This window comes from Pseudomonas sp. BF-R-19 (assembly GCF_019956445.1).
GTDB lineage: Bacteria > Pseudomonadota > Gammaproteobacteria > Pseudomonadales > Pseudomonadaceae > Aquipseudomonas > Aquipseudomonas fluorescens_BH.
The window spans coordinates 16,849-39,311 of sequence record NZ_JAHBDN010000074.1 but is presented as its reverse complement, the minus strand read 5'-3'; the positions used below and the strand labels follow the sequence as shown (position 1 = coordinate 39,311).

The window sequence follows — 22,463 nt, the reverse complement described above, 5'->3', positions numbered from 1 at the left end:
ACCCACTAACAGAGCGGCAATGGTCAACGAAGGGCCGAAAAACCACGCAATGTGGTGAGTAGGTTCTCCGATGGTGGCCGTGCCTGAGTTCAGGCGAGTTGAAAACCCGACTTTTTCAACACAATCGACCCATAGCGGTCTTTGGCGGACCTCAAGAGTTAATCTCTGGCTATCCGCTTTTTGGCTGCTGATCACGATTGGCTGTTCTCGAAGCCAAATGGTCCGTAACGGCGGCGCGTAAATATTACGGAACTGAATCTGAGCTGCTCAGCTGCGCAAGGGGTTGCTGGCTTATTGTGATCTACACTCCCTGAGCTGTGAGTAGACGCTTCGCCACAAGATTTACTCAGTCGCTAAGTAAAGAGATAGACCTGAGTTTCAGTGAGTCGCGGTCTGGGTGGGGGCACGCCAGTCGATCAGCAAAAAACCTTGTCTGGCAATCGTGTATCAGGCGAGTTCGACAACACCCGGATTGAAGCCCTGATCGCCCACCTGACCTGGCACTACTGAAAAAAGTCGGGAGGGTTTCAAGCATTCAAATTATTTCACCGTGGCCATGAACGCTCACGGTGCCAGCTTGCTCAAAACTAACGAGGTGGAAATGAACAGGAAGTCTAACCGGGGCTGGACAATGGCTGCGGCACTCGTCGTAGTGGGTTCAACGCTTTTTGCGGGGTGTGCGAGCAAGAACGATCCGATCACGCAGGCAGACAAGACGGATGTGACCAAGGGCGTACCCGCGCCGAGTCTCGAGCAGACCAAGGCGATCGCCGAGGAAGGCTTTATTTACGGCTTGCCGCTGGTCATGAACTACGCCGTGATGAACGAATATGCTGTGGACAAGGGCGGCCCGCAATACAAGGCGCCGTTCAACCAGATCAAGAACGAGCCTCGCGTCTTCACCTACCAAGACACGGCCATCATCACTCCGAACAGCGACACCCCGTACTCCTTTGTCTGGCTGGACCTGCGCGCGGAGCCGATGGTGATCTCGGTGCCGGCAGTGGACAAGCGGCGTTACTACTCGGTGCAGATGATCGACGGCAACACTTACAACTACGGTTACATCGGCAGCCGTGCCACCGGCAACGAAGCGGGCGACTACATGGTGATCGGTCCCGATTGGAAAGGCGCGCCCCCTCCCGGTATCAAAAAAGTCTTCACCTCGACCACTCCCTTCGCCGTGAGCGCCATTCGGACTCAGCTCTACAATGCCAAGGACATGCCGAATGTCGAGAAGGTGCAAGCGGGCTACAAGGTCCAGCCGCTGTCCGCCTTCCTCCATCAACCCGCGCCGCCCACTGCGCCGAAGATTGATTTCGTGCCGGCTACGACGGAAGGCATCAAGGCCAACTTCTTCGAGTACCTGTCGGCCGCGATGGAGTATGTGCCGCCATCGGCTGACGACCAGGAGATCCGGGCCAAGCTGGCGAGCATTGGGGTGGGACCCGGTCGCACCTTCGAATTTAAGGACCTCTCGCTCGAGCACAAGGCCGTGGTCCTGCTCGGGATGAAGGCCGGTGACGAGAAGGTCGACAAGTTCCTCGCGAGCGGGACGAAGATAATCAACGGCTGGAGCGTAGGCGCGTACTTCGGCGACCAAACGTTCTACAAGGCCGACTGGCTGAAGCGTGCTGGTGCCGCGAAAGGCGGCCTCTACGGCAACGACGCCGTCGAGGCGATGTATCCCAACACGCGCACCGACGGCACCGGCCAGACGCTGGATACCAGCAAGCGCAAGTACACGCTGACTTTCCCGGCCGGCAAACTGCCGCCAGTCAATGCCTTCTGGTCGGTGACCATGTACGACGGCAAGAGCCAGCTGCTGGTCAAGAATCCGCTCAACCGTTACCTGATCAATTCGCCGATGCTGTCGGCGATGAAGAAAAACACGGATGGTTCACTGACGCTGTACATCCAGAAAGACTCCCCCGGCAAGGCTAAGGAGGCAAACTGGTTGCCCGCGCCTGACGACACGGTCTTTCTGGTAATGCGCCTCTACTGGCCGAAGACCGCACCGCCTTCGATTCTTCCCGCTGGCGACGGCAGCTGGCAGCCACCGGCGCTGCTGGTCACGAAGTAAATCTTGCGGCCCATTGCTGACACTCGCCGTAGGTCGGTGTCGGCTTGTGCTGCCTTTTTGCCAATAGCAGCCAATCATTGTGGATTCAACCGGTCGAAGCAACAGATTGGCTAAATCGTTCTGCCGGTGTTTCGTAGTCTAGTGTTTTCCGAGGGCGGCTATTTAGCTGCCTTGCGACTTCATTGAGCGTGGCTTGCGAGTGATCCGCAAGGTCGGTTCCTTTCGGGAAGTACTGCCTTAACAACCCGTTGGTGTTCTCATTCGATCCCCGTTGCCAAGGACGATGAGGATCGCAGAAGTAGACCTTGATGTCGGTAGCTACCGTAAAGCGCTTATGGTCAGCCATCTCTTTGCCGCGATCCCACGTCAGCGATTTGTAGAGTTCTTGGGGTAAGTTGCGGGCGTATTCGATCAGGGCGCTGATGACCGTCTCGCTATCCTTACCGTCCAATTTCACCAGCATTACGTAGCGGGTATGACGCTCAACAAGAGTGGCAATTTGGCTGTTCCTGCTACCACACAGCAGGTCGCCTTCCCAGTGACCTGGAACCGCCCGATCCTTAGCCGCGGCTGGGCGTTCGCGGATCGATACCGCGTCAGTGATTCGACCGTGATTTTCTTTCTTCTGCGTGTGATGGCGCGAGCGACGCATGGCCCGCGTGCGCCGTAAATGCTCAAGCAACTCCTTCTTCAGAGCCCCGCGAGTCTGTATGAAGAGCGTGCGATAGATCGTCTCGTGTGACACCTGATAGCTCGTATCGTCCGGGTAGGTACGCTTCAACCAACCGGCAATTTGTTCCGGTGACCACTGCAATTGAAGCTTGTCTGCAACAATTTGCGCCACCGTTCGGTTCTCAACAAGTTTGCAAACCTTAGGTCGATGCGCGCGATCCCAGGCAGCCTGATCAGCTTGATTAGCCCGGTAGCATCCTTGGCCACCGTTGCGTCTGATCTCACGACTGATCGTAGAGGCTGCTCGCCCTAGCAGCGCGGCCATGGAACGGATCGAGTTGCCTGCCACCACTGCACGCGAAATCTCTTCGCGCTCAGCCATCGTCAGCGCCAATCTGGACCTGCGGCGTACAGCGGGTCTTATACCGCCTGTTTCCGCCAAGATGCGCTGTATCGATGAATGGTTTCGATCAAATAATTGGGCTATGTGCTGGAGAGAGTCGCCTTTCTGCCAGTGATCCCACATCAGTTTTTTCTGGCTTTCGGTGTAATAGATCCGAGGTCTCTGCTTCATCTGCAACACTCCTTCTGCTTACACAGAATTTAGTTGTGTTGCATCGACCGGTTGAATCCACAATCAAGGGCTGCTATTGGCCGGTTTCTGCCCGTCGCGAAGGACCGCAGTCGACCCAAGGCAGCCCGTCAGTAGTCTTGGAGGTTCTTTCCTTTGACCCGTTCATCTGCCCACCCCGGCTGCCGCTCGAATTCCTCGAACAGCTCGAAAATGGTCGACTTGACCTTTTGCACGGCATTGCTCTCTACAACCGTGTCATGCCAGCACAGCGAAAGATCCCGCTTGAACAGTCGATGATCGATCCTGGCCAGCTTGAGCCTGTGTTGCACAAGCTCGACATGGGCCGCGGCCCACGGCAGGATCGTGACACCGAGCTGCGCCTTGACGGCTGAGAACAGCAGGTCGGTGGAGTTGGCTTCGAATTCAACCTCGCATTTCAGGCCGGCCTCCTGCAATGCAAATTCGACCCGACTGCGAATGGTGTTCGGAGCACAGGGCAGCACCAGCGGCATCTTCGCCAATGCCTCAATCGACACCGGTTCATCCGATAATGCAAATTCCGGCCACGCCACCAAGTACAGCGTTTCGGTTAACAGCCGCCGGAAAGCCACGCCCCGGGTTTCGACCGCATCGACATTCACCGCCAGTGCCACTCGCCCTACCGTGATCAGACGTCCGAGTTCGGCGCTCGGGGCATCGATCAATTCCAATTTGATGCCCGGATAACGGCTGCGAATCGTGCGCGCGAGCGGAATTGCCAACATGCGCGCCGTACTCGACGGCATGCCGACCGAGACTTTGCCTTGCGGGAATTCGGCGTCCTGGCGCAGCAGTTCGTGGGTGCCGTCGGCCTGGCGCAGCAATTCGATGGCATGCCGATAAAGCGTTTGCCCAGCCGCCGTGGGAACAACGCCATGCACGCTGCGCTCGAGCAGTTGCATGCCCATGTCCTGTTCCAGGTTGCGCATCTGCTGGCTGATGGCTGGCTGCGCGATATGCAGCGTTTCACTGGCGCGGGTGATGTTCCCGCACTCGACCACCTTGATGAAATACCGCAACTGGCGCAGGTCCATGTGTACCCTCCTAAGCCATAGGATTTTCCGATGAGTGTAGAGGAATATCATATTTGAAGGATATGAGATGCGGCGCCTAGACTCGTCTCACAACACGAAGCGCTAACGGTCGCCAAAGGCGAGTAGCGCTTCAAAGGCCTTGGCGCAATGGCCCGTATTCAACCCTTCAATGGAGAGTCCCATGCAAGCTTTGCAAGGCGTGAAAATCGTCGACCTGAGTCGCGCACTGTCGGGGCCGTTCTGCACCATGGTGCTGGCAGACCTCGGTGCCGATGTGATCAAGATCGAGCCCGGCCCGACTGGCGATATGAGCCGCACCTGGGGCCCCTTCGACCGGGGCGTGAGCACCTACTATTTATCGTGTAACCGCAACAAGCGCGGCATGTGCATTGACTTGCGCAATCCCGAAGGGTTGACCACTATCCGGCAGCTGATCGATGACGCCGACGTCGTCATCGAGAACTTCAAGCCTGGCACGCTGGAAAGCATGGGCCTCGGTTATGAGGTGCTCAGCGCCCGCAATCCGCGACTGGTAATGGGCAGCATTAACGCCTTTGGCGCCGACGGGCCGATGAGCAGTTGGCCGGGCTTCGACCAGATCGCCCAAGGCTACTCGGGGCTGATGAGCCTGACCGGTTTCGTCGATGGCGACCCGACACGCACCGGCACCGCCATCGGCGATTTGACTTCGGGCATGTGGTTGGTGACAGCGGTGCTGGCCGCGCTGCTCGAGCGCGAGCGCACCGGGCGCGGCCAACATGTCAGCACGTCGCTGCTGGGCAGTCTGGTCGGGTTGTTGAGTGTGCACGGCCAACGCTACCTCAGCCTGGGGGATGTGCCGCGCCGCACCGGCAACGCCCATTCGGTGATTGCACCTTACGGCGTGTTCCAGACAAAGGATGGCCCGCTCAATCTGGCGCCGATCACCTCGGCCATGTGGGGGCGTTTGTGCGTACTGCTCGATTTGCCCGAGCTGCCGGACGATCCACGCTTCGCCACCAATGAAGCGAGGGTCGAACGTCGTGACGAATTGAGAGAGATTCTGGAAAGTCGATTGAAAACCCGCAGCAAACGCGAGTGGACCTCGCTGTTCGTCGACGCAGGATTACCCGCCGGCCCGATCAACACACTCGATGAGGTCTTCGACGATCCGCAGGTGCTGCACAGCCAACTGACCGAGACACTCACGCACCCGACACTTGGTGCACTGCGTCAGGTAGTGACCCCGGTGTTCTGCGCCACTGACAGCGTTGTCAGCCGCCCACCGCCACTGCTTGGCGAACACACCGTCGAAGTATTGCGCGAAGCCGGTTTCGACGCTGCATCGATCAACGTATTGCTCGCCGCTAAAATAGTGTTCCAGAACTCCGATGACATGACCGGCGCGCAATCGACAGGAGCCGCACAATGAATCCAGCCTCTTCCACAACCGTGACCGTCAACCGGGTCGATGAACGCATCGCGCGGCTGGTCTTCAGCAACCCCACACACCGCAATGCACTCAGCGCGCAACTGCTGACGGCGCTCGAAGAAAGTCTCGTCGCCCTGGCGTCACAACGCATCCCGGTGGTGATCCTCGGCAGCGAAGTCGGCCAATCCGTATGGAGTGCCGGTCACGATATCCGCGAACTGCAACACGACCGCGACCCGATTGCCTATGGCAAACCGCTCGAACAGGTATTGCGCCGCATCCGCGCCTATCCCGGCGTGGTGATTGCCTTGGTGTCCGGCTCGGTGTGGGGCGGCGCGGTGGATCTGGTCATGAGCTGCGACATGGTCGTCGCGGACCACAGCGCAAGCTTTGCCATGACGCCAGTGAACATTGGATTGCCGTACACCACCAGTGGATTGCTGCGCTTCTTCAACAATTTGCCGATTCATGTGTTGAAGGAGATGTTTTTCACTGCACAGAAGCTCGATGCGCAGCGGGCGCAACGGTTTGGTCTGGTCAACCGACTGGTCGACACTGATGTGCTGGAAGCGACTGCGCTGGAACTGGCACACGGCATCGCCAGCAAGGCGCCGCTAGCCGTTGCGGCGGTCAAGGAACAGCTGCGTATCCTCGAAGACCTGCAACCGATTCCGGTGCAGGCGATGGAGCAGATTGCCGAACTGCGCCGACAAGCCTGCGAAAGTGCTGACTTTGGCGAAGGACTGGCAGCCTTTGCCGAGCGCCGGCCAGCAGCATTTAATGGCAATTAGCACGACAGATTTGAAAGCTTCTGTGTTTGTACGACCGACTTCGCAGGCAAGGCACGCTTCCTCGTTTCGGCGCACGCCCGGCCCGACGTGAGTCGGTTGCTAAAGATCCCGAAAAAATAACAACAAGGACGGCACCTGCGGGACCGTCCGAATGCGGGGAGTCAGATTGAAATGAATAATGAAATTCTGTCGATTTTAGTGCTAGTGGTCATTTTCGGCATCGCCAGCGTGTTGCCCATCAACATGGGCGCGCTGGCGTTCGCAGCGGCCTTTATCGTCGGTTCGGTGATAATGGACATGACATCGGCGACCATCTTCGCCGGCTTTCCCAGTGACCTGTTCCTGACGTTGGTCGGTGTCACCTATTTGTTCGGCATCGCCCAGAACAACGGCACCATCGACTGGCTGATCGAACGGGCGGTGTTGATGGTGCGTGGCCATGTCGCCTGGATACCCTGGGTGATGTTCGTGGTGGCGGCGCTGCTCACCGGTTTCGGTGCGCTGAGCCCTGCGGTGGCAGCGATCCTCGCGCCTATTGCTCTCAACTTCGCCGTGCAGTACCGCATCAACCCGGTGCTCATGGGACTGATGGTGATTCACGGCGCTCAAGGCGGCAGTTTCTCGCCTGTGAGTATTTTCGGTGGCATAACCAATCAGATCGTTGCGTCCTCCGGGCTGCCTTATGCACCGTTCACTCTGTTCATCGCCAGCCTGCTGTTCAACCTGGGGATTGCCATGGTGGTATTCGTAGTCTTCGGTGGTTTACGTAGCGCTCGCCTGTCATTGGTGGCGGTCGCGCCCGGTCCCGAGTTGCATGTTGCTGGTGCATCGCTGGCCATTCTTGGCCACGGCGGTACGCCGGCGTCCCCTGCTTATCATCGTACTGACCTGACGGGTGCCGGTGCGCCGCTACAGACCCTCAGTGGCCTGGACGGGGCCAAGCTGTCGACGCTGGTCGGGCTGTTGGCCCTGGCGATCTCGGCATTAGTGTTCAAGTTCAATATCGGGTTGGTGGCCATGACGGTCGCGGTAGTCCTGGCCATGTTCGCGCCCAAGGCGCAGAAGGCGGCCATTGACAAGGTCAGTTGGTCGACTGTTCTGCTGATCACCGGGATCATCACTTACATCGGAGTGATGCAGACCATCGGTACCATCGACTATGTCGCCCATGGCATCTCCGGCTTGGGTGAACCGCTGCTGGTCGCTTTGCTGCTGTGCTTCACTGCCGCAATTATCTCGTCCTTCGCTTCGTCCACGGCGTTGCTAGGGGTGATCATTCCCCTGGCCGTGCCATTCTTGAGCCAGGGCCACATCAGTGCGGTCGGCGTGGTCGCGGCTATCGCCATTTCCACCACTATCGTCGATACCAGCCCGTTCTCCACCAATGGTGCGCTGGTGGTTGCCAATACACCCCCGCAGGAGCGAGAAAAAGTGTTGCGCAGCCTGCTGATCTACAGCGCGGTGGTTGCCCTGGTGGGACCCTGTGTTGCCTGGTTGACCCTGGTGGTGCCCGGGGTGCTCTGAGCGATCGGGTCAGGCCCTGATCAGCCTGACGGACTCAATTTTTCCGCCCCCCGCCCTGGATAATTCAGCACAAACTGGACATGCGCCTTCCCCCCTGTAGCCAGGGTCGCATCGTCCACGGTGAAGCAGGGGGCTGTGATTGTTCGGGGCCTTCTGCCTGTCGCGAAGGACAGCAGACGGCCAATTGGCGGTCTTTCAGATGATGCGCCGTACTGCATTCACTTCATTGAACTGGGACGAGGTTGATGTGGAGCGGCTTGAACTAATAAAACGTGTGGTGATGGAGCCCACCCGTGCTGTCCTGCTCACACCACCGCAGTTAGCCATGAACACCCAGCAGTTATGGTTTTACTGCGTGATCATCGTCAATCTGGGGAGCGCCCGTTGGTTTCTTCTCCGGAACTATAAAACTCACTGTCGTACGGGTGAGGATTTTGTGAGTCGGGTCGGCCACTTCAAGAAGAACCTTGTGGGTGCCGGGCGTCAGTCCAACCAGGATAATCGGGTCTTCGCTGGTGTGCGCCCATGTACCTTTCCAGTCGTCGACGGTCACGTGGAGGTGACCGAGACGTGGTGATACATCAACAGCCGCTTTGCCAAATACCGGCATGATCCTGGAGTGTTCTGCTCGATACTGGATAATGACAACACCGCGGGCGAGCGGCTCGGCAAGCGGCGGGTAAGCAATGAGTTTTGGCGCAGTCTCGGATTCCAATGGAAGTATTGCCGGTGGGGAATCGGTGTCTGCTACCCCTTGCCCGCACACGGCTGTGCAAAAGAAGACACCCAAAGCCAGGGCCAATAGATTTTCGGTAACGAGGGACATGGTGTTTTTCTCCCGCGTGGTTTCATTCAAGCCTGGATCAAACCGGGTATTTCCTGGTGTTCATTTGAAATTGGAATCACCCACGTATTTCATCGACACTGACTGACAGTTTTTGGCCGGTTCCTGTCTGCGAGAGCAGGCAACAACCGACCCAATTCATTCGCTCAGGACTCTTGCGCTGAACCTGCTACGGCCTGCAAGAGCCTGGGGATATTTTCCAAGGCTTTCTTTCTAGCTTCAGCAAATCGGTTCAACACTGCCAGCTTTTCAGGATCCCCCTCCTGCAGGCTTCTCAGCACTATCGGCAAAAGGTGCAGATGGCACTGCGCAAGCCAGTTGGACAACCCCGCGTGGTTCTTCCATTGCTGTTGATTGCCAAGATAAGCGGCCCACATTCTGACCCAGTCCACCGGTGAGCGTGGTAGTGGGACAATCGCGCATAGTTTATTCATCTGCATCTGATCGTCGAAGTGACTTTCCACGTATGCGATTACTGCGGCACTGAATAAGATCTGATAACTGCTTACTGTCATCAAGTTGATGCGATTGCCATCAAATGCTTTGACGATTCCATCAGGAATAATTGGGACCGCGCTTGCGCTGCAGTCGACGTAAAGGGCGTCGGGATCTCCAGCGATGCAGCCCCTTTCGAGGGATATACGGCTGGCTTCAATCGCGCAAACCCGTCCCAGGCGCACTACATTGCTTATGCGCCGTAGTGCACGCAATTCACCCTGTGAAATGGTCGCAGCGCGGAAGGCGGTGGGTTCGACGGCTTTATCGATGCGCACCAGTTCGCCGACACTTTCGAGTCTGAGGAATAGGTCCGGGATCGAATCTGCAGCACCTATTGCTTCGAACTGGTTCGCGAGGCTACCGATTGTTCGTACAACATTCTCCTGGCCGGGTTGAAGGTTGGCGCGATCCAGCAGCCAGGGGTCGTTTGGAACGATCCATTGAATCCTGCCGGGTGCCACGCCATTCTGCAGCAGCCACAGACAGGCATCGATGCCGGTCTTTCCTCCTCCCACCACCACGTAACGCAAGTAAGGCTGTCTGATCTTTGGCAAGTCGTTCAGCGGTAGGCAGCGTATTCCGGACTCTATCCGGTAATGCGGTGGATGGGTCGAAGGAACGGCTGTCTGTGCAATAGTCGCGTCCACCAGCTTCCTGCGCACCTGGACAAGGTTACTTTCGCCGGTGACCAAGGATGTGATGCAATGATTATTGCTGCGATCACCTTCGTAGTTGTGCATCGGAAAATATTGCACCCGACCTGACGGCAAGAATCGATGATGCATAAGCTGATCGAAGTAACTGACAACCTCGGCGCCTGAGGCCAATTCATATAAGCCACCGCCCCATTCGGATTCGTCTTTTTGGCCGGAGCCCAGCTCGCAGGAGTTAACGCCATAGAAGGCAGACGGCTGGTGCAAGCGGACGAACGAGTAGGCATCGTTCCAATGTCCACCAGGTTGAGCATGTCGATCCACCATCAACACACTCGCATCCGACTCATCGAGCAATGTATCGACGAAGGCCATAGCTGTTGCCCCCGCGCCGATAACCAGATAATCCGTCGCTATGGTGGTTGTGTTCATAGGTATGCCCTGATGACGGGTGAATACACGCCTCCATCGAATCAGGCTAGTTCATTTCGCTTGTCGTAAAAGAACAGTTGTTCCTTACCTAAATTGCCAACAGATTTAACGACTCTCTAAATCCCATGACACTCATCCTGCGACGCGCTTCTCGCTTGCGTTGGCGGGGAGTTGTAGGGCGCTGTGTACACGTCAGCGACGCAAGCCCACGGCAGGTGTTCACGACGTTTATCGGGCGCTGGCTGCCTTTCGCGAAGGGCTGCAAGCAACCCTTTGAACTCAAGGATTTCGAGGAAGCTCTGGCTGGGCCACGCTGACTCTTAGCGCTCTGGCTACCTGGGTTTGAATCTCGTAGGCGGGCGCCTCAACGGTTGTGTAATCACGGGTATAGCGAGTGGCAAACTCGCGAACGCCCCATTGCAGGTACTGCTGCACGTGCTTCAATTCATGCGCCCATAGCGCGACATTGTTGAGTGCATCATCGGGACTGCGAAAGACGATGATGTCCATAAGGGTGACCGCACTTACATCGGGATTCTGCAGCATGGTGTGTGCGGCGTTCAGCTCTGCATCATCGCCTACCTTGTAGCGAGCCGAATCGAGCACTTGGAAGTCATAGTAGGGTTCGAGTTGGGCTCGGATATTCAGCGGGATTGTCCGAATATCGTCAGTTGCCGCGGTGTTGCGCGATTGCACAATCCAATTCTGCAATCCAGAGGCCGCCATTTGGTTCATGTTTTCGAAAATCTCCCCAGTTTCCTCTTTGGAACCTGGAGCACAAAAACAAGCGACCATGCAGACCTGGTACTGTCCTTGCGGGCAGGCGAAAACAGCGGACGAAGCACCAACGGAAAAGAGCGGTATCGCTAACCGGAAAATTTGACGCAAAAAGACAGTTAACAATTGGTTCTCCCAAAGGCAATGGTGGTCGGCAGACGATACTTTGGGCATCTCGCGCCCGCTGTCCTGCCAGGTGTTGGACCGCTGGACTACCGTTCGATTCCCTGAGTTCCACAGCTTCTTCAGGCCACCTCCAACATTGCCTGAAAGGCCGCGCCTGGCCGCAAAGCGACGGTCTAACCACTACCGTCGCAGTGGACGTCAGACGTCCGTCTGTTCCGCCATTTCAAGAGCATCATCGACCTCGATTTCCAGGTACCTGACGGTGCTTTCAAGTTTCGTATGACCAGGCAGGCGTTGGACAGCGCTTGGGTTCGTCGTAGCGTGTGGGTGCCGTACAAGATTGGGTCAAGGCCAATGGTCGTCACCCCAAGCAGGAACTTCAGGGTACTGGCCAGGTCAATTGCGGCCCTGTATTGCAGATGCCGAGCAGCGCTGTGGCCTGTTTTACGGCAGCGCCGTCCTAGATCAGCCGAGTCCGCCCCCTGATGCCAACCAAGAGTTTTCTGCCGGGTCTCATCCTGGCGTTCTGCGCCGTCGTGTCGCTTTGTTCGGTTGCTGCCGAGCGAAGAGTGCCCTCGCAAAGTAACAGCGCATCAACCACCCTGATCGAAACCGCCTCGCGGCAGTATGAGAATGGCCAGTTGGACCAGGCCGCTGCCACGCTGGAGCGTGCCCTGCATATCCAGCCTAACAATCCCGCGACGCTGCATTACCTTGGTGTGTTGCGTCTTCAGCAGGGGCAGTACCAGCAGGCTGAAACCTTGGCGGCGCGCTCGAACATGCGGGTTGGTCGCAACGTCGAGTTGCGCAACCGCAACTTCCAATTGATCCAGGCGGCGCAGCAGGCCCGATCTTCGGGTACCCCACCCAATGCCAAAGAGGACCTGGTCGCAGTACAGAAGGGGCTGGAAAAGGAGACCCAAAGGCGCCGCGAAGCGGAAATGGCGGTTGTTGAGCAATCCACTCCGGACACTGGGCGCAACGCTGGCAACTTCGCTAGCGCAGAGACAGATCGGGTTGCGGATGCACCGACGGCTGGCAGAGCCGGGCCCGAAGGAAAATTGCAAATGGCTAATGTCGAGCCAGAGCGGGCGTACGCCGAGGTTGAGATTCCCCGCGGCCATATGCCGCCTCCGGGCAAATGCCGGATTTGGTTTCCTGATCGTCCGCCGGGGCATCAGCCTGCACCCGGCAAATGCAAGAAGCTGCGATATCGGGTTCCCTCAGGGGCCTACCTGGTGCGCGGTTGAGTTTCTGAGTGTCCACTTCTGGCCGTTATCTGCCTGTCAAAATCGGCAGAAAACGCCCCGTAGCAGGTGGTCAACGAGGTGCGAAATCACATGTCATAGACTCAATGTTGGTTCGTACACTTTTAGCTACGCTTAAATTTTTTTTCATCTCTACGCGGTTTGCGCAGAGTATCCGACGCGGTGGCAACAAGTGTTCCGCTCACCTGCAGGCCAGATGTCTCTCGATCAACCTCGCCACCTCGGCTGCGTGAGTAAAGCCCAGACTGTGATCGGCGCCAGGGAAAACGTGTAGTTCCGCGCGGGGTAACAGTTGAGCAAGGCGCTGGCCGACGCGAACGGGGCTGATCAGATCAGAATCTCCCCAGAGGAGCAGGATTGGCATGCGCAACTCGACCAACCGGAGCGTGAGGTCGGTGCGGTCGTCGAGAAACCATCTCGGCAGTGTCGGGTTGGCGGCAGCAAAATCCGGGCGCCAGTCATGCGCGTCCAGAGCAGACATATCCACCCCGCCAGAGGTGACGGTCAGCGTCAGGTGCGTGATCAGCTCAGGGCGTTCAAGCGCTGCAAGCACAGCGACTATACCGCCCATGGACTGCGCCACCAGCGCTGTGGGCCGGTCGATCTCGGCCAGCACGCGAGTCACCAGATCATCCATGCCGGTCACGCCAGGCAAGGGCGGAGTGTCTCCAAAGCCGGGCCAGCCGATATGGACCTGCTGCGCCGGGTGTGCCAGGCGCTCAGCAACCGGACACCAAAACCGGGTGTTACCTGAGGCTCCGGGCAGGAAGAGGAGTTTGGCGGGGGATGCGATCACAGGTTCGGTCCTTGAAGGTGGGATTGAAAGAGTCAGCAGGAGGGCAAAATGGATGCCGCAAGGTTCGATGACCACTTCGGAACGAGAGCCGCGACCCATAACGGACGTTCTTGGTGGTGTCCTATTCTGCTTGTACCTCAACGCGTACGAGCGCAGGTGTCTCACCATAACCTTGGGGGCGAGTGCCGCTGTCCATCTATTCAAGACAGGTTTCAGGCGTTGCAGGCAGGCTATCGAGAAATGCGGCAATCTGCCGGGTACCACGCAAGTGCACCGTAGGAATTTGCGGGCCTATGGCCAAGCGCACCGCCTCGATGCCTGGACGGTAGCCACGATCGAAATTCCACACGAAATGCAGAAAGGTAAGGAACGCCCGGTCGATCTTCTCTGTACAGCCTGCTGCAAGGTCAGGGCGAGGGCGGTTCATTACGCTGCGCATGATCACCCGGGTGAAACAGGTGAGCCGCGGCGTATCGAGCCAGATGATCAAGTCGGCACGGGGCAGACGAAGATCGAATGTACGCCGGGCATAGTTGCCTTCACAAATCCAGGCAGCCGGTGCGATCGCTTCGCTGACCCGTGCGCGGAACTGTTCAGCGTCGGGTTCGACCCAGTCGGGCTCCCAGAACAGTGTGTCCAAGTGCACCACGGGCAGGCCAAGGCGCATGCCGAGGGCGCGGGCGAGGGTGGATTTACCGCTACCGGCATTGCCCAGAATTACAATCCGTTGCATGGTCGGACTTCCTGTCGCGAAAAAAGCCGGCAATTGTGCAGGTTTCGGGGCATCAGTTAAAGGTTGATGGGGGGCGACCGCACCACAGGAATGAATTTTTTGTTGTCTACTGCGCTATTTGCAAATGGGAGCAAGATGTCGCTCCCTCTTTTGTCCCCATTGAACGTCGGCTTCTGGCCGATTGTTGTCTCGCGAAAGGCAGCCTTCCAAAGCGGTCACTCGAAAAATCATCAGGCAGGCCCTAACAGGACTTAGGCGTCTTCAGCACCCTCTTGTAAGGCTTGCATCAATCTTCGGACGACGTGGGCTTCGACGGCGCCTTCACTGGCGCCCGTCTCAAAACCAGCGCAACAGGCCGATGCGTTGCCATCGCAGATACGGTAAACGGCAATGACACTGCCAGGCCCACAGCCTGTGTGTCCGCGTAGGGTAAAGCCGCCTTCAATCGAACCCTGCATCAAACCAAGGCCATAGCCCGGTGTAATCCATGGGCGTCCTGGAATCGGACCGCCCAATGTTTTTGCTGTCTGCATTTCCTGGAGCAAGCCCGGGGAGAGGAGGTGTCCCGCGAGAAGTCGATCCAGAAAAAGCGCTGCTTGCGAAATGGGGCCGATCAGCAAGCCGTGATATACCCAGGCGGGGTCATAATTTGATGGGTTTCCAAGGTGGGAACTTTGTAAATCTGATCGCGTTTTAGCGAAGCGAACGCTCGACAGGCCCAGAGGCGTCAGTGCACATCGACTCACTGCCTCTTCAAGCGCCAGATCAGTTACCCGTTCAATAAGCCTGCCTATGAGAAAGTAGCCTACATTCGAGTAACGCCATCCGGTTCCAGGGCTATATCGAAGCCGAGCACCATCAAGGCGTTGCATCATTTCAGCTGCTGACCAGGCTGCCTCATTGTTAGCGACGGCAGCGTGATAATCCGTAAGTTCGCCATAATCGGCGAGGCCTGCTTCATGCCGCAGTAGCTGGCGCAACGTGAAAGGTTGGTCAAGGATCGGGGCATCCAATCCGACCAGCCCATCACGCACCAACGATAGGGCGGTCGCGGCCAAGGCTGTTTTCGTAAAGCTCCACCATGGGGCCATCAGTTCCGATCGGTCAGCCGTTAGTGACTGACCATTCGATACAAGTGAACTCAGCATTGACTTCCCTGGAGTTTTGAACGGATCGACAGCTCAACAAGATATCCCATTCAGCCTTATCCTGAGACCGTTGGGCCTGTTGTACTGTTTGAACGGCTGCTATTGACTGTGGATTCAACCGGTCACCACCGGCAGCTATGGGATGAACGCCACCTCTGACGACTCGACTGCGTCGGCCAAAACCAATTGCTTGCGGCACGGAACCTCTCATCTTTGGCATGACGCACACGTCCACATTTTCAAATGTTCAGCTTCGAAGCAGGAAAGGCGTCACCCTCGCTGATCGACACGGCGAGACGTGTGAACTGCGGCAAGTGGCTTTCCAACAGGCCATTCGTCTCGCCAGGGTCTGTTGACGTTTCGCTGCGAACCGCCGCGATCAGGGAAACATGACCGCCGCTGCGAGATACAGCAGCAACGCCAGCAGCAACACCACGGTGAAGCCCAGATGGATCGCCAGCAGGGTCGCCAGCACGGCCGCCACCACCGATACGCTGGCGTTGACGGCCCAGGCGATCGGCACCAGTGCTTCAGCGCGCGCGGAGACGCGCCCGAGTCCGAGCGGAAACGGCATGCCCATGGCGAACGCCAGCGGTGCTACCAGCGCGGCGCAGATGCCGAATCTGGCGAGGGTCCCCACCGGCGCCAGCAGCTGGAACAACGGGGGCAGGGCGATCAGGTAGAGCAGGGCGATCACGCAGATCGCCAGGACTGGCCGCGCGAGCGGATGACGGGGCCCCACGCCCGTTCCAATGCCCCCCCGCCGCCGGCCGGAGTAACGGCTGCCGAGGCCCGCGAAGATCAGGAACGCGCTGAGCGTTACCGCCACTGAATACAACGGGTGGCTGAGGAAAAGGGTGAACTTCTGGATGAAGGCGATTTCCACGAACATGAAGGCGAAGCCGATGGCGGCGAAGTAGGACACGACCCGAAGTTCGAGCCTGGCCAAAGCCGCACTTCGAGAGCGCCGCTGGCGCCGCCGCGCCACCCATAGCGGCGCCAGGATCAGCAGCACGGCGGCCACGCTGGACTGCAGCAGCGTGGCGATCAGCACCGGATAGCCCCACTCCAGCATTGACAGACCGCCCTGCTCCTTCAGCGCCAGCAGTTCCGGCAGCGAGCGCCACTTGAAGAAGTGGAAGAAATACGGCCGGTCATCCATGGTCGGACGCACGTCGAACTTGTAGCGTGCCAGGAACTGCGCGCGCTCGCCGGACAGCAGGGCCTGCGCCGCTTCGAAGAACCAGGGCCGGTCGAGCAGGTTGTAGCGGTTCGCCTCGGCCACGGTCATCCCGGGGTAGTAGGCCAGGTCGAAGGAGCGCGCCCGGCAGAACTCCCGCAGCACGGCGATGCTGGCGTCGTCGAAATCCCTGTTGCTGACCAGCAGCGTCGCGGTCTTCCAGCCGCGGATCATGACGATGCGGCGCGCCGCGCTGGCCTGCCCGTCGCGCTCGATGGCCGCGGCCGCGGTGGCCAGCAGCCTGGGAACATCGCGGGGCGGCAGGGTGACCCAGCGGGTGATGGCCAACAGGCCGCCGGGCGCGAGATGGCGCAAGTACTCGGCGAAGGCATCCACCGTGTACAGGTAGTTCTCGGACAGCGCATGCAGGCCGCCCGAGGCGGTGCCGAAGGAGTCCAGCAGGGCGATCTGGATCAGGTCGTAAGGCTCGCCGCGCGAAGCCACCAGGCCGCGCGCCTCGCCGATCAGCACACGGACGTTGGGCGCGCTGTACGGCTTGCCGGAGAAGTCGGCGAAGCGGCGCTGGACCAGATCGATCACCTGCGGGTTCAGTTCGATGGCATCCACCGCGCTGGCGCCGTGGTAGATCGCCTGCAGCACATCGGCACCGGCGCCACTGCCCAGCACCAGCACGCGGGGTTGGCGCAGCAGGTGATAGGGCAGAGCCGAGGTCAGGTAGTCCAGGTAGGCGAGCGGTTCGCGGCGCCCGTCATAGCGGTTCAGCACGGAAAGGCCGTCGCCGTCGGTGAAAATGGCCAGTTGTGCGGGCGGTTCCTGCGTCGCGTTGAGGCTCAGGCCCGGCGCGTGGCGCATGGGAATGGTCGGGCTTTCGACGACCGTGAGCAGGCCCAGCGGACTCCAGGTCTGGGCGATTGCGCGGGCATCCTTGATACGCAGGGTCTGGCTCAGTTCCTTGTACTCGGAGGGCGACAGGGCGATCCAGCGCTCGGGTACGCCGGCCGGCACCGCGACTGCCGCCGCCAGCAGCAACGGCGCGAGCCAGTGCCTATGCCCCGTGCAAGCCATGGCGGCCAGTGCCCCGGCGGCGATGCCGGTGCCGCCCAGCAGCCGCAGCGCATCGACGGGCGTCAGGGCGAACAGCGCGGCGACGATCGCCAGGCTGCCCACGCCGGCGCCGAGAATGTCGAAGGCATAGATCCGATGAATCTGTTCCTGAAAGCAGGTGAAGGTCAGGCAGATGCACACCGCCGCGCAGAAGAACGGCACGAACAGCAGCAAGTAGATCATCAGCAGGCGCGCCGACTGCCGCGCGTCCCAGAGGATCTCGAGTGGATTGAACGGAACCTGCTGGGCCAGGCTGAAGCAGGCGATGGCGCTCAGCCCGAACAGCACTGCGCCGCCGATGAACACGCCGTGGAAGCGCGGCGCCAGCACAGGCCGCGCCAGCGCCACGACGGTGCCGGCGGCGCCGTAGCCGAGCAGCGCGACGCTGATCATCATGTAGGCGAAATGGTGCCACTGGATGATCGAAAGCAGTCGCAGCAGCAGCACCTCATAGCCGAGCGCGGAGGCAGACAGCAGCGCCAGGGCGAGCAATGGCGGCGAATGCATGCTCAGCCGCCTCCGACCAGCGGCACGAAGCGCACAGGCAGCACCTGCCGGGTGGACACACTGCCATCGCCAGCCTTCTCGATCAGCAGCAGGTACTGGATCATGAACGGCGCGCCGACCGGGATTACCATCCGTCCGCCGGCCTTGAGTTGGGCGATCAGTGGCGGCGGCACATGGCTGGCGGCGGCGGTGACGAGGATGGCGTCGTAAGGCCCGTGCTCGGGCCAGCCGTGGTAGCCATCACCCAGCCGGGCCTGCACCTTCGCATATCCCAGCCGGCCCAGGCGCTCCCCGGCCTGCACTGCCAGCGGCTCGATGATCTCCATCGTGTAGACCGCCTGCGCCAGCTCGGCGAGGATCGCCGCCTGGTAGCCCGAGCCAGTGCCGATCTCGAGTACCACGTCGCCGGGCCCGACCTGCGTCAGGTCGGTCATCAGGGCGACAATGTAGGGCTGAGAGATGGTCTGGCCGTAGCCGATCGGCAGCGGGCGGTTCTCGTAGGCGTAGGGCACCTCGTCGGGCGGGACGAACCTATGGCGTGGCACCTTGGCCATCGCGGCCATCACCGGCGCGGCAAACTCGACCCTGCCGGTTTCGTCGCGGGTGACGGACGACAGGTTGGCGATCTCCCGCACCATGGCGTCGCGCAACGGCGCGAACGGATCGTCGGCATGCAGGCCTGCGGATGCCAGCGCCAGAGCGATGGCAGGCGCCAGGATGCGCGTCAGGAGCATCACCGGCTTCACAATGACTCCTCCGCCTGAGGAATAGTCGAATCGTATGGCCGGCGGGCTGGCTCGGCAAGCCCGGGAGTGCCAGCGACCAAACCAGGCTGCGGCGACTGCCTGAGAAAATATCGCAACCCGTAACTGCACTGATAGCAGCCAGCCAGTTCAAGCGGTGATACAAAAGTGAATGCGATTGTCAGCTAGTGGCCGATTGTTGCCTGTCGCGAAGGGCCGCAGTCGACCCGAAGCTGACGGTGGCGACAGGCAAAAATCGGCCAGAAGCGGTCACCTCTGCGCCTCACAAACGCGACTCTCAGGCGCGCTTGGGGAGCTTCCAGTTCGGGCGGATGAAGTGGCATGTGTAGCCATTCGGTATACGTTCGAGGTAATCCTGGTGCTCCGGTTCCGCTTCCCAAAAGGGCCCTGCCGGTTCGATTTCGGTGACTACCCGGCCTGGCCACAGGTGTGAAGCATCGACATCGGCAGCGGTGTCCTCGGCGATGTCGCGCTGCTGTTCGCTGAGGTAGTAGATCGCCGAACGATAGCTGGGGCCCAGGTCATTACCCTGACGGTTTGGCGTGCTGGGGTCGTGTATCTGGAAGAAGAACTCAAGGATCTGCCGGTAGCTGATCACGGCAGGGTCGAAGACGATCTCGATGGCTTCGGCGTGGTTGCCATGGTTGCGGTAGGTGGCATTCGGCACATCGCCGCCGGTGTACCCGACCCGAGTGCGCAGCACACCGGGATAGCGCCGCAGCAGATCCTGCATGCCCCAGAAGCAGCCGCCGGCGAGAATGGCAGTTTCGGTTTGTCTGGTCATGGTCTGTCCTTCCTCACGGGGATGTTGGGTATAGCCATTGTTATGAGGGCGTGTTGGCCAATTCCAAGGTTTCGCGCAAACAGAACTGGAATGATCGCTTTTGGCTGTGGATTCAACCGGTCGATGCAACAGTCTGGCTAAATCGCTCAGCGGGTGTTTCCTGATCTAGTGTTTTCCGAGGGCAGCTATTTAGCTGCCTGGCCACTTCATTGAGGGTGAGGCTCTGACGCAAAAGAGGCGCGGGCTACTCGCTGCGCACGCTCTCAGTGTCAGGTGTTCGTATGTACGGGGCGCTGTATGCGCAGCACCAACCGGTCGATCTGCGGCACCAGCAGATTGGCGGCTAGCACGGCGAAGCAGAGACCATCGGCATAAAGCCCGAATTCGCGAATCAATTCAGTCAGCGCGCCAATGGCCGCGCCGAAGAGGATGCGACCGGCGCGTGTATCGGGACTGGTGACCGGATCGGTGGCGATGAAGAAGGCGGTGAAGAGATAGCCACCGAGACTGAGGCTGTACAGGCTTTCCTGTAGGCTATGGCCGGCTGCCATGCACAGCAATACTGTGCTCGCGAGCATCGCCAGCGGAATCTCGATTCGGATCACCCGCAGGACTGCCAGTAGCAAACCGCCGGCAATGTAGCCGTACCCCGACAGATTGGGGGTGATCAGTGTGAACTGGTTCTTGGCCAACTGAGTGGCGCCGGCGAACGCATCGAGGTTAAGGCGTGGCGCCAGCTGCAACTGTTGTAGAAGAACCGCCTTGGCGTCCAGGGTGAGAGTCCAGGGGGCATAGTTCGAAGGCGCTGGGTACAGTTGCTGGTAGAAGCAGATAGCGATGATCCCCAGGCCAACCATGGCGGGGTTGAGGCGGTTGCGACCCAGGCCTCCACTGCCGTGTTTACACAGTGCGAGCGCGGCAAAACTGGCCACGGCGATCATCCACAGCGGCACCAGCAGCGGCAATGCCCGAGCCAGTATCAGGCCTAGCACCAGCCAGCTCAGGTCGCTCAAGCCCTCGCGGACGTTACGTCCGCGCAGGCGCAGCAGGCCGGCTTCGAAGCCCAGGGCGAGCAGTACGCACCAGAAGGTCTGCAACCAGACCACGATGCCAAATTGCCAGGCGTACAGGGTGGTGCCCGGCAGGAGACACAGGCTGACCAGCAGCATCATTGTGCGCAGTTGTCGGTGCGCGGTAGGACGGAGTATCAGGCTCATGCACGTAGCTCCGTCTTGCTCTGGCGGAAACGTTCGCGCAGCGGCAGATTGCTCGGGCAGGTGCTGCTGCAGCTGCCGCATTCGATACAGGCATCCAATCGCAGTTCCTGCAGGCTGGCCTTGTCAAGGCGTTCGGCAGCAGCGTAGAGATCCAGCGGTCTGAGCGACATCGGGCAGACATCCACACAGCGCGTACAGCGAATGCAACTGCCTGCAGGCTGAGGTGCCGGCAAGTAGCGCTCGGCACCGAATATCAGGCAACTACTGGTCTTGCTGATGACGGCAGTGGGGTCCGGTAACGGCTGTCCCATCATCGGCCCGCCGACCTGGGTCAACTGGCCTTCGGGGGCCGCGCCAGCAACTGCGCGCAGTGCGCTGACCGGGTAACCCACCGGCACCAGGACATTCCCGGGGCGCTCGCAGTTCCCGGTCAGCGTCAGCACGCGTCTTACCAGTGGTTCGCCGTGGAAGATGGCCCGGCCCAGTGCGTAGAGCGTCGCGACATTCAGCGCCAGTACGCCGATATCGGCGGGCAGGGTCCCTGGCGCCAGGTTGCGGCCACTAAGGCTCTTGATCATCAACGGCTGCCCCCCTGCGGGGTAACGCGCCGGTAGCGGACATATCTCGACCCGGGTGCGCACCCGGCGAGCGGCGGCGCGTAACGCGGCCATCGCCTGAGGTTTGTTGGTTTCGATACCGAAGCGGGTCAGCGTTATCCCCATCAGTGTGGCGACATAGTCGGCGGCCTCGATCAGCGCCTCGGCACGTTCGCGCATGAGACGGTCATCGCAGGTAAGGAAGGGCTCGCATTCGGCACCGTTGATCAGCAGAAGATCGGGCTGCTGGGCGCCGGCCAGCTTGAGGGCCGTCGGGAAACCCGCCCCACCAAGGCCGACTATGCCCATCTGCAATGCTCGTTCGACCAGCGCCTCGGGCGTTTGCGGTAGCCCCAGCACTGGGCGTTCGATCCACTCATCCAGACCATCTGCGTTCAGAATGACGGCCATGACCGGCTCGGCCGAGTCGGCCGCGAAGGCGAGATCAATCCGTTCCACGATGCCGGAGGTGCTGGCATGCACCCAAGGGGTGTTGTCATCGCCAATACCGATCACCTCGCCCTTGCGCACATGCTGTCCCGGCTGCACGCAAGGCTGGACAGACCGGCGACCCCGCTCGAGCGGAATTGCCAGCTGTATGTTTGCAATCGGGACCGAGGCAACCGGTGTGGCGTTGGATAATTCTTTGTAGCCCCTGAGCTCGATTCCTCCGTGCCAACTACGCTGTGAGGGTGAGGCGATGGCCAGCAGGCTGCGCCAGAAGGGCTTCTGTTGCGGCTGACGCTGGGCGCGGACGCGGCTTTGCATGCGCTCGACGCTCTGCAACGAATGGCTAGACATTTTCTGTCCTCCAATTTTTGGGCAAAAAACACCCCTATGCGCTAATGCATATGATGGTTTTTTTGCTTCCAGGACGTTGAGCGGAA

20 protein-coding genes and 1 pseudogene are annotated in these 22,463 nt (G+C 59.6%); 6 read left to right on the top strand and 15 right to left on the bottom strand.

Annotated features, from left to right (window positions below; all coding sequences use genetic code 11):
* On the bottom strand, positions 1–195 hold a 195-nt coding region (locus tag KGB28_RS22040), incomplete at its 3' end, for a hypothetical protein (RefSeq protein WP_223447868.1).
* A 186-nt stretch (positions 196–381) separates the two neighbouring features.
* Here KGB28_RS22040 and KGB28_RS31535 point away from each other — a divergent pair.
* Both KGB28_RS31535 and KGB28_RS22035 read left to right on the top strand, forming a co-directional pair.
* Complete coding sequence (locus KGB28_RS31535) at positions 382–510, top strand: hypothetical protein (RefSeq protein WP_263296884.1); 129 nt, start codon at positions 382–384, stop codon at positions 508–510.
* Between the two features lie 121 nt (positions 511–631).
* The gene (locus KGB28_RS22035) at positions 632–2,083 is read left to right on the top strand and encodes a DUF1254 domain-containing protein (protein ID WP_223447869.1); all 1,452 of its coding nucleotides are present in this window, start codon (positions 632–634) and stop codon (positions 2,081–2,083) included.
* 85 nt (positions 2,084–2,168) lie between these two features.
* Here KGB28_RS22035 and KGB28_RS22030 read toward each other — a convergent pair whose 3' ends face one another.
* On the bottom strand, positions 2,169–3,329 hold the full coding sequence (locus tag KGB28_RS22030; protein WP_223447867.1) for an IS30 family transposase: 1,161 nt from the start codon (positions 3,327–3,329) through the stop codon (positions 2,169–2,171).
* A gap of 128 nt (positions 3,330–3,457) precedes the next feature.
* A complete protein-coding gene (locus KGB28_RS22025) occupies positions 3,458–4,402 on the bottom strand; it encodes a LysR substrate-binding domain-containing protein (protein ID WP_223447866.1) in 945 nt (314 codons plus the stop codon).
* 181 nt (positions 4,403–4,583) lie between these two features.
* Between KGB28_RS22025 and KGB28_RS22020 the strand changes: the two genes are divergently transcribed.
* The 3 genes from KGB28_RS22020 to KGB28_RS22010 all read left to right on the top strand — a co-directional run bounded on the left by KGB28_RS22020 (position 4,584) and on the right by KGB28_RS22010 (position 8,128).
* Positions 4,584–5,813: a CaiB/BaiF CoA transferase family protein gene (locus KGB28_RS22020; RefSeq protein WP_223447865.1), complete on the top strand. Its 1,230-nt coding sequence runs from the start codon at positions 4,584–4,586 to the stop codon at positions 5,811–5,813.
* Positions 5,810–6,604, top strand: coding sequence for a methylmalonyl-CoA decarboxylase (gene scpB, locus KGB28_RS22015; protein ID WP_223447864.1), 795 nt, complete (start codon positions 5,810–5,812; stop codon positions 6,602–6,604). Before KGB28_RS22020 ends, scpB begins: the two co-directional genes overlap by 4 nt.
* A gap of 171 nt (positions 6,605–6,775) precedes the next feature.
* Positions 6,776–8,128, top strand: a complete 1,353-nt coding sequence (locus KGB28_RS22010) for an SLC13 family permease (protein ID WP_223447863.1) — start codon at positions 6,776–6,778, stop codon at positions 8,126–8,128.
* A 340-nt stretch (positions 8,129–8,468) separates the two neighbouring features.
* Here the strand turns inward: KGB28_RS22010 and KGB28_RS22005 are convergent, their stop codons facing one another.
* The 4 genes and pseudogenes from KGB28_RS22005 to KGB28_RS21990 all read right to left on the bottom strand — a co-directional run.
* Positions 8,469–8,954: a DUF6130 family protein gene (locus KGB28_RS22005; protein ID WP_223447862.1), complete on the bottom strand. Its 486-nt coding sequence runs from the start codon at positions 8,952–8,954 to the stop codon at positions 8,469–8,471.
* Between the two features lie 164 nt (positions 8,955–9,118).
* Positions 9,119–10,555 carry an NAD(P)-binding protein gene (locus KGB28_RS22000; RefSeq protein WP_223447861.1) on the bottom strand — a complete coding sequence of 479 codons (1,437 nt, stop codon included), beginning with the start codon at positions 10,553–10,555 and terminating at the stop codon, positions 9,119–9,121.
* 279 nt (positions 10,556–10,834) lie between these two features.
* On the bottom strand, positions 10,835–11,506 hold the full coding sequence (locus KGB28_RS21995) for a DUF4157 domain-containing protein (RefSeq protein ID WP_223447860.1): 672 nt from the start codon (positions 11,504–11,506) through the stop codon (positions 10,835–10,837).
* 150 nt (positions 11,507–11,656) lie between these two features.
* A pseudogene (locus KGB28_RS21990) lies at positions 11,657–11,823 on the bottom strand (integrase); the annotation flags it as partial.
* A gap of 120 nt (positions 11,824–11,943) precedes the next feature.
* On the opposite strand from KGB28_RS21990, the gene KGB28_RS21985 reads away from it, so the two are divergent.
* Positions 11,944–12,708 (top strand): tetratricopeptide repeat protein, encoded by a 765-nt coding sequence (locus tag KGB28_RS21985; protein WP_223447859.1) that lies wholly within the window; start codon positions 11,944–11,946, stop codon positions 12,706–12,708.
* Between the two features lie 199 nt (positions 12,709–12,907).
* On the opposite strand, the gene KGB28_RS21980 is transcribed toward KGB28_RS21985, so the two are convergent.
* The 8 genes from KGB28_RS21980 to rsxC all read right to left on the bottom strand — a co-directional run bounded on the left by KGB28_RS21980 (position 12,908) and on the right by rsxC (position 22,377).
* Positions 12,908–13,522, bottom strand: a complete 615-nt coding sequence (locus tag KGB28_RS21980) for an alpha/beta fold hydrolase (protein WP_317853314.1) — start codon at positions 13,520–13,522, stop codon at positions 12,908–12,910.
* Between the two features lie 196 nt (positions 13,523–13,718).
* Complete coding sequence (locus tag KGB28_RS21975; RefSeq protein ID WP_223447857.1) at positions 13,719–14,255, bottom strand: AAA family ATPase; 537 nt, start codon at positions 14,253–14,255, stop codon at positions 13,719–13,721.
* A 251-nt stretch (positions 14,256–14,506) separates the two neighbouring features.
* The gene (locus tag KGB28_RS21970) at positions 14,507–15,403 is read right to left on the bottom strand and encodes a serine hydrolase domain-containing protein (RefSeq protein WP_223447856.1); all 897 of its coding nucleotides are present in this window, start codon (positions 15,401–15,403) and stop codon (positions 14,507–14,509) included.
* Positions 15,404–15,782: 379 nt separating this feature from the next.
* Positions 15,783–18,215 (bottom strand): SAM-dependent methyltransferase, encoded by a 2,433-nt coding sequence (locus KGB28_RS21965; RefSeq protein ID WP_223447855.1) that lies wholly within the window; start codon positions 18,213–18,215, stop codon positions 15,783–15,785.
* 2 nt (positions 18,216–18,217) lie between these two features.
* Complete coding sequence (locus tag KGB28_RS21960; protein WP_223447854.1) at positions 18,218–18,961, bottom strand: protein-L-isoaspartate(D-aspartate) O-methyltransferase; 744 nt, start codon at positions 18,959–18,961, stop codon at positions 18,218–18,220.
* A 295-nt stretch (positions 18,962–19,256) separates the two neighbouring features.
* Complete coding sequence (msrA, locus tag KGB28_RS21955) at positions 19,257–19,763, bottom strand: peptide-methionine (S)-S-oxide reductase MsrA (protein WP_150725610.1); 507 nt, start codon at positions 19,761–19,763, stop codon at positions 19,257–19,259.
* Between the two features lie 269 nt (positions 19,764–20,032).
* Positions 20,033–20,980, bottom strand: a complete 948-nt coding sequence (locus KGB28_RS21950; RefSeq protein WP_223447853.1) for an RnfABCDGE type electron transport complex subunit D — start codon at positions 20,978–20,980, stop codon at positions 20,033–20,035.
* Positions 20,977–22,377: an electron transport complex subunit RsxC gene (gene rsxC / locus KGB28_RS21945; protein WP_223447852.1), complete on the bottom strand. Its 1,401-nt coding sequence runs from the start codon at positions 22,375–22,377 to the stop codon at positions 20,977–20,979. The genes KGB28_RS21950 and rsxC overlap by 4 nt, the downstream gene beginning before the upstream one ends.
* Positions 22,378–22,463: the final 86 nt, after the last annotated feature.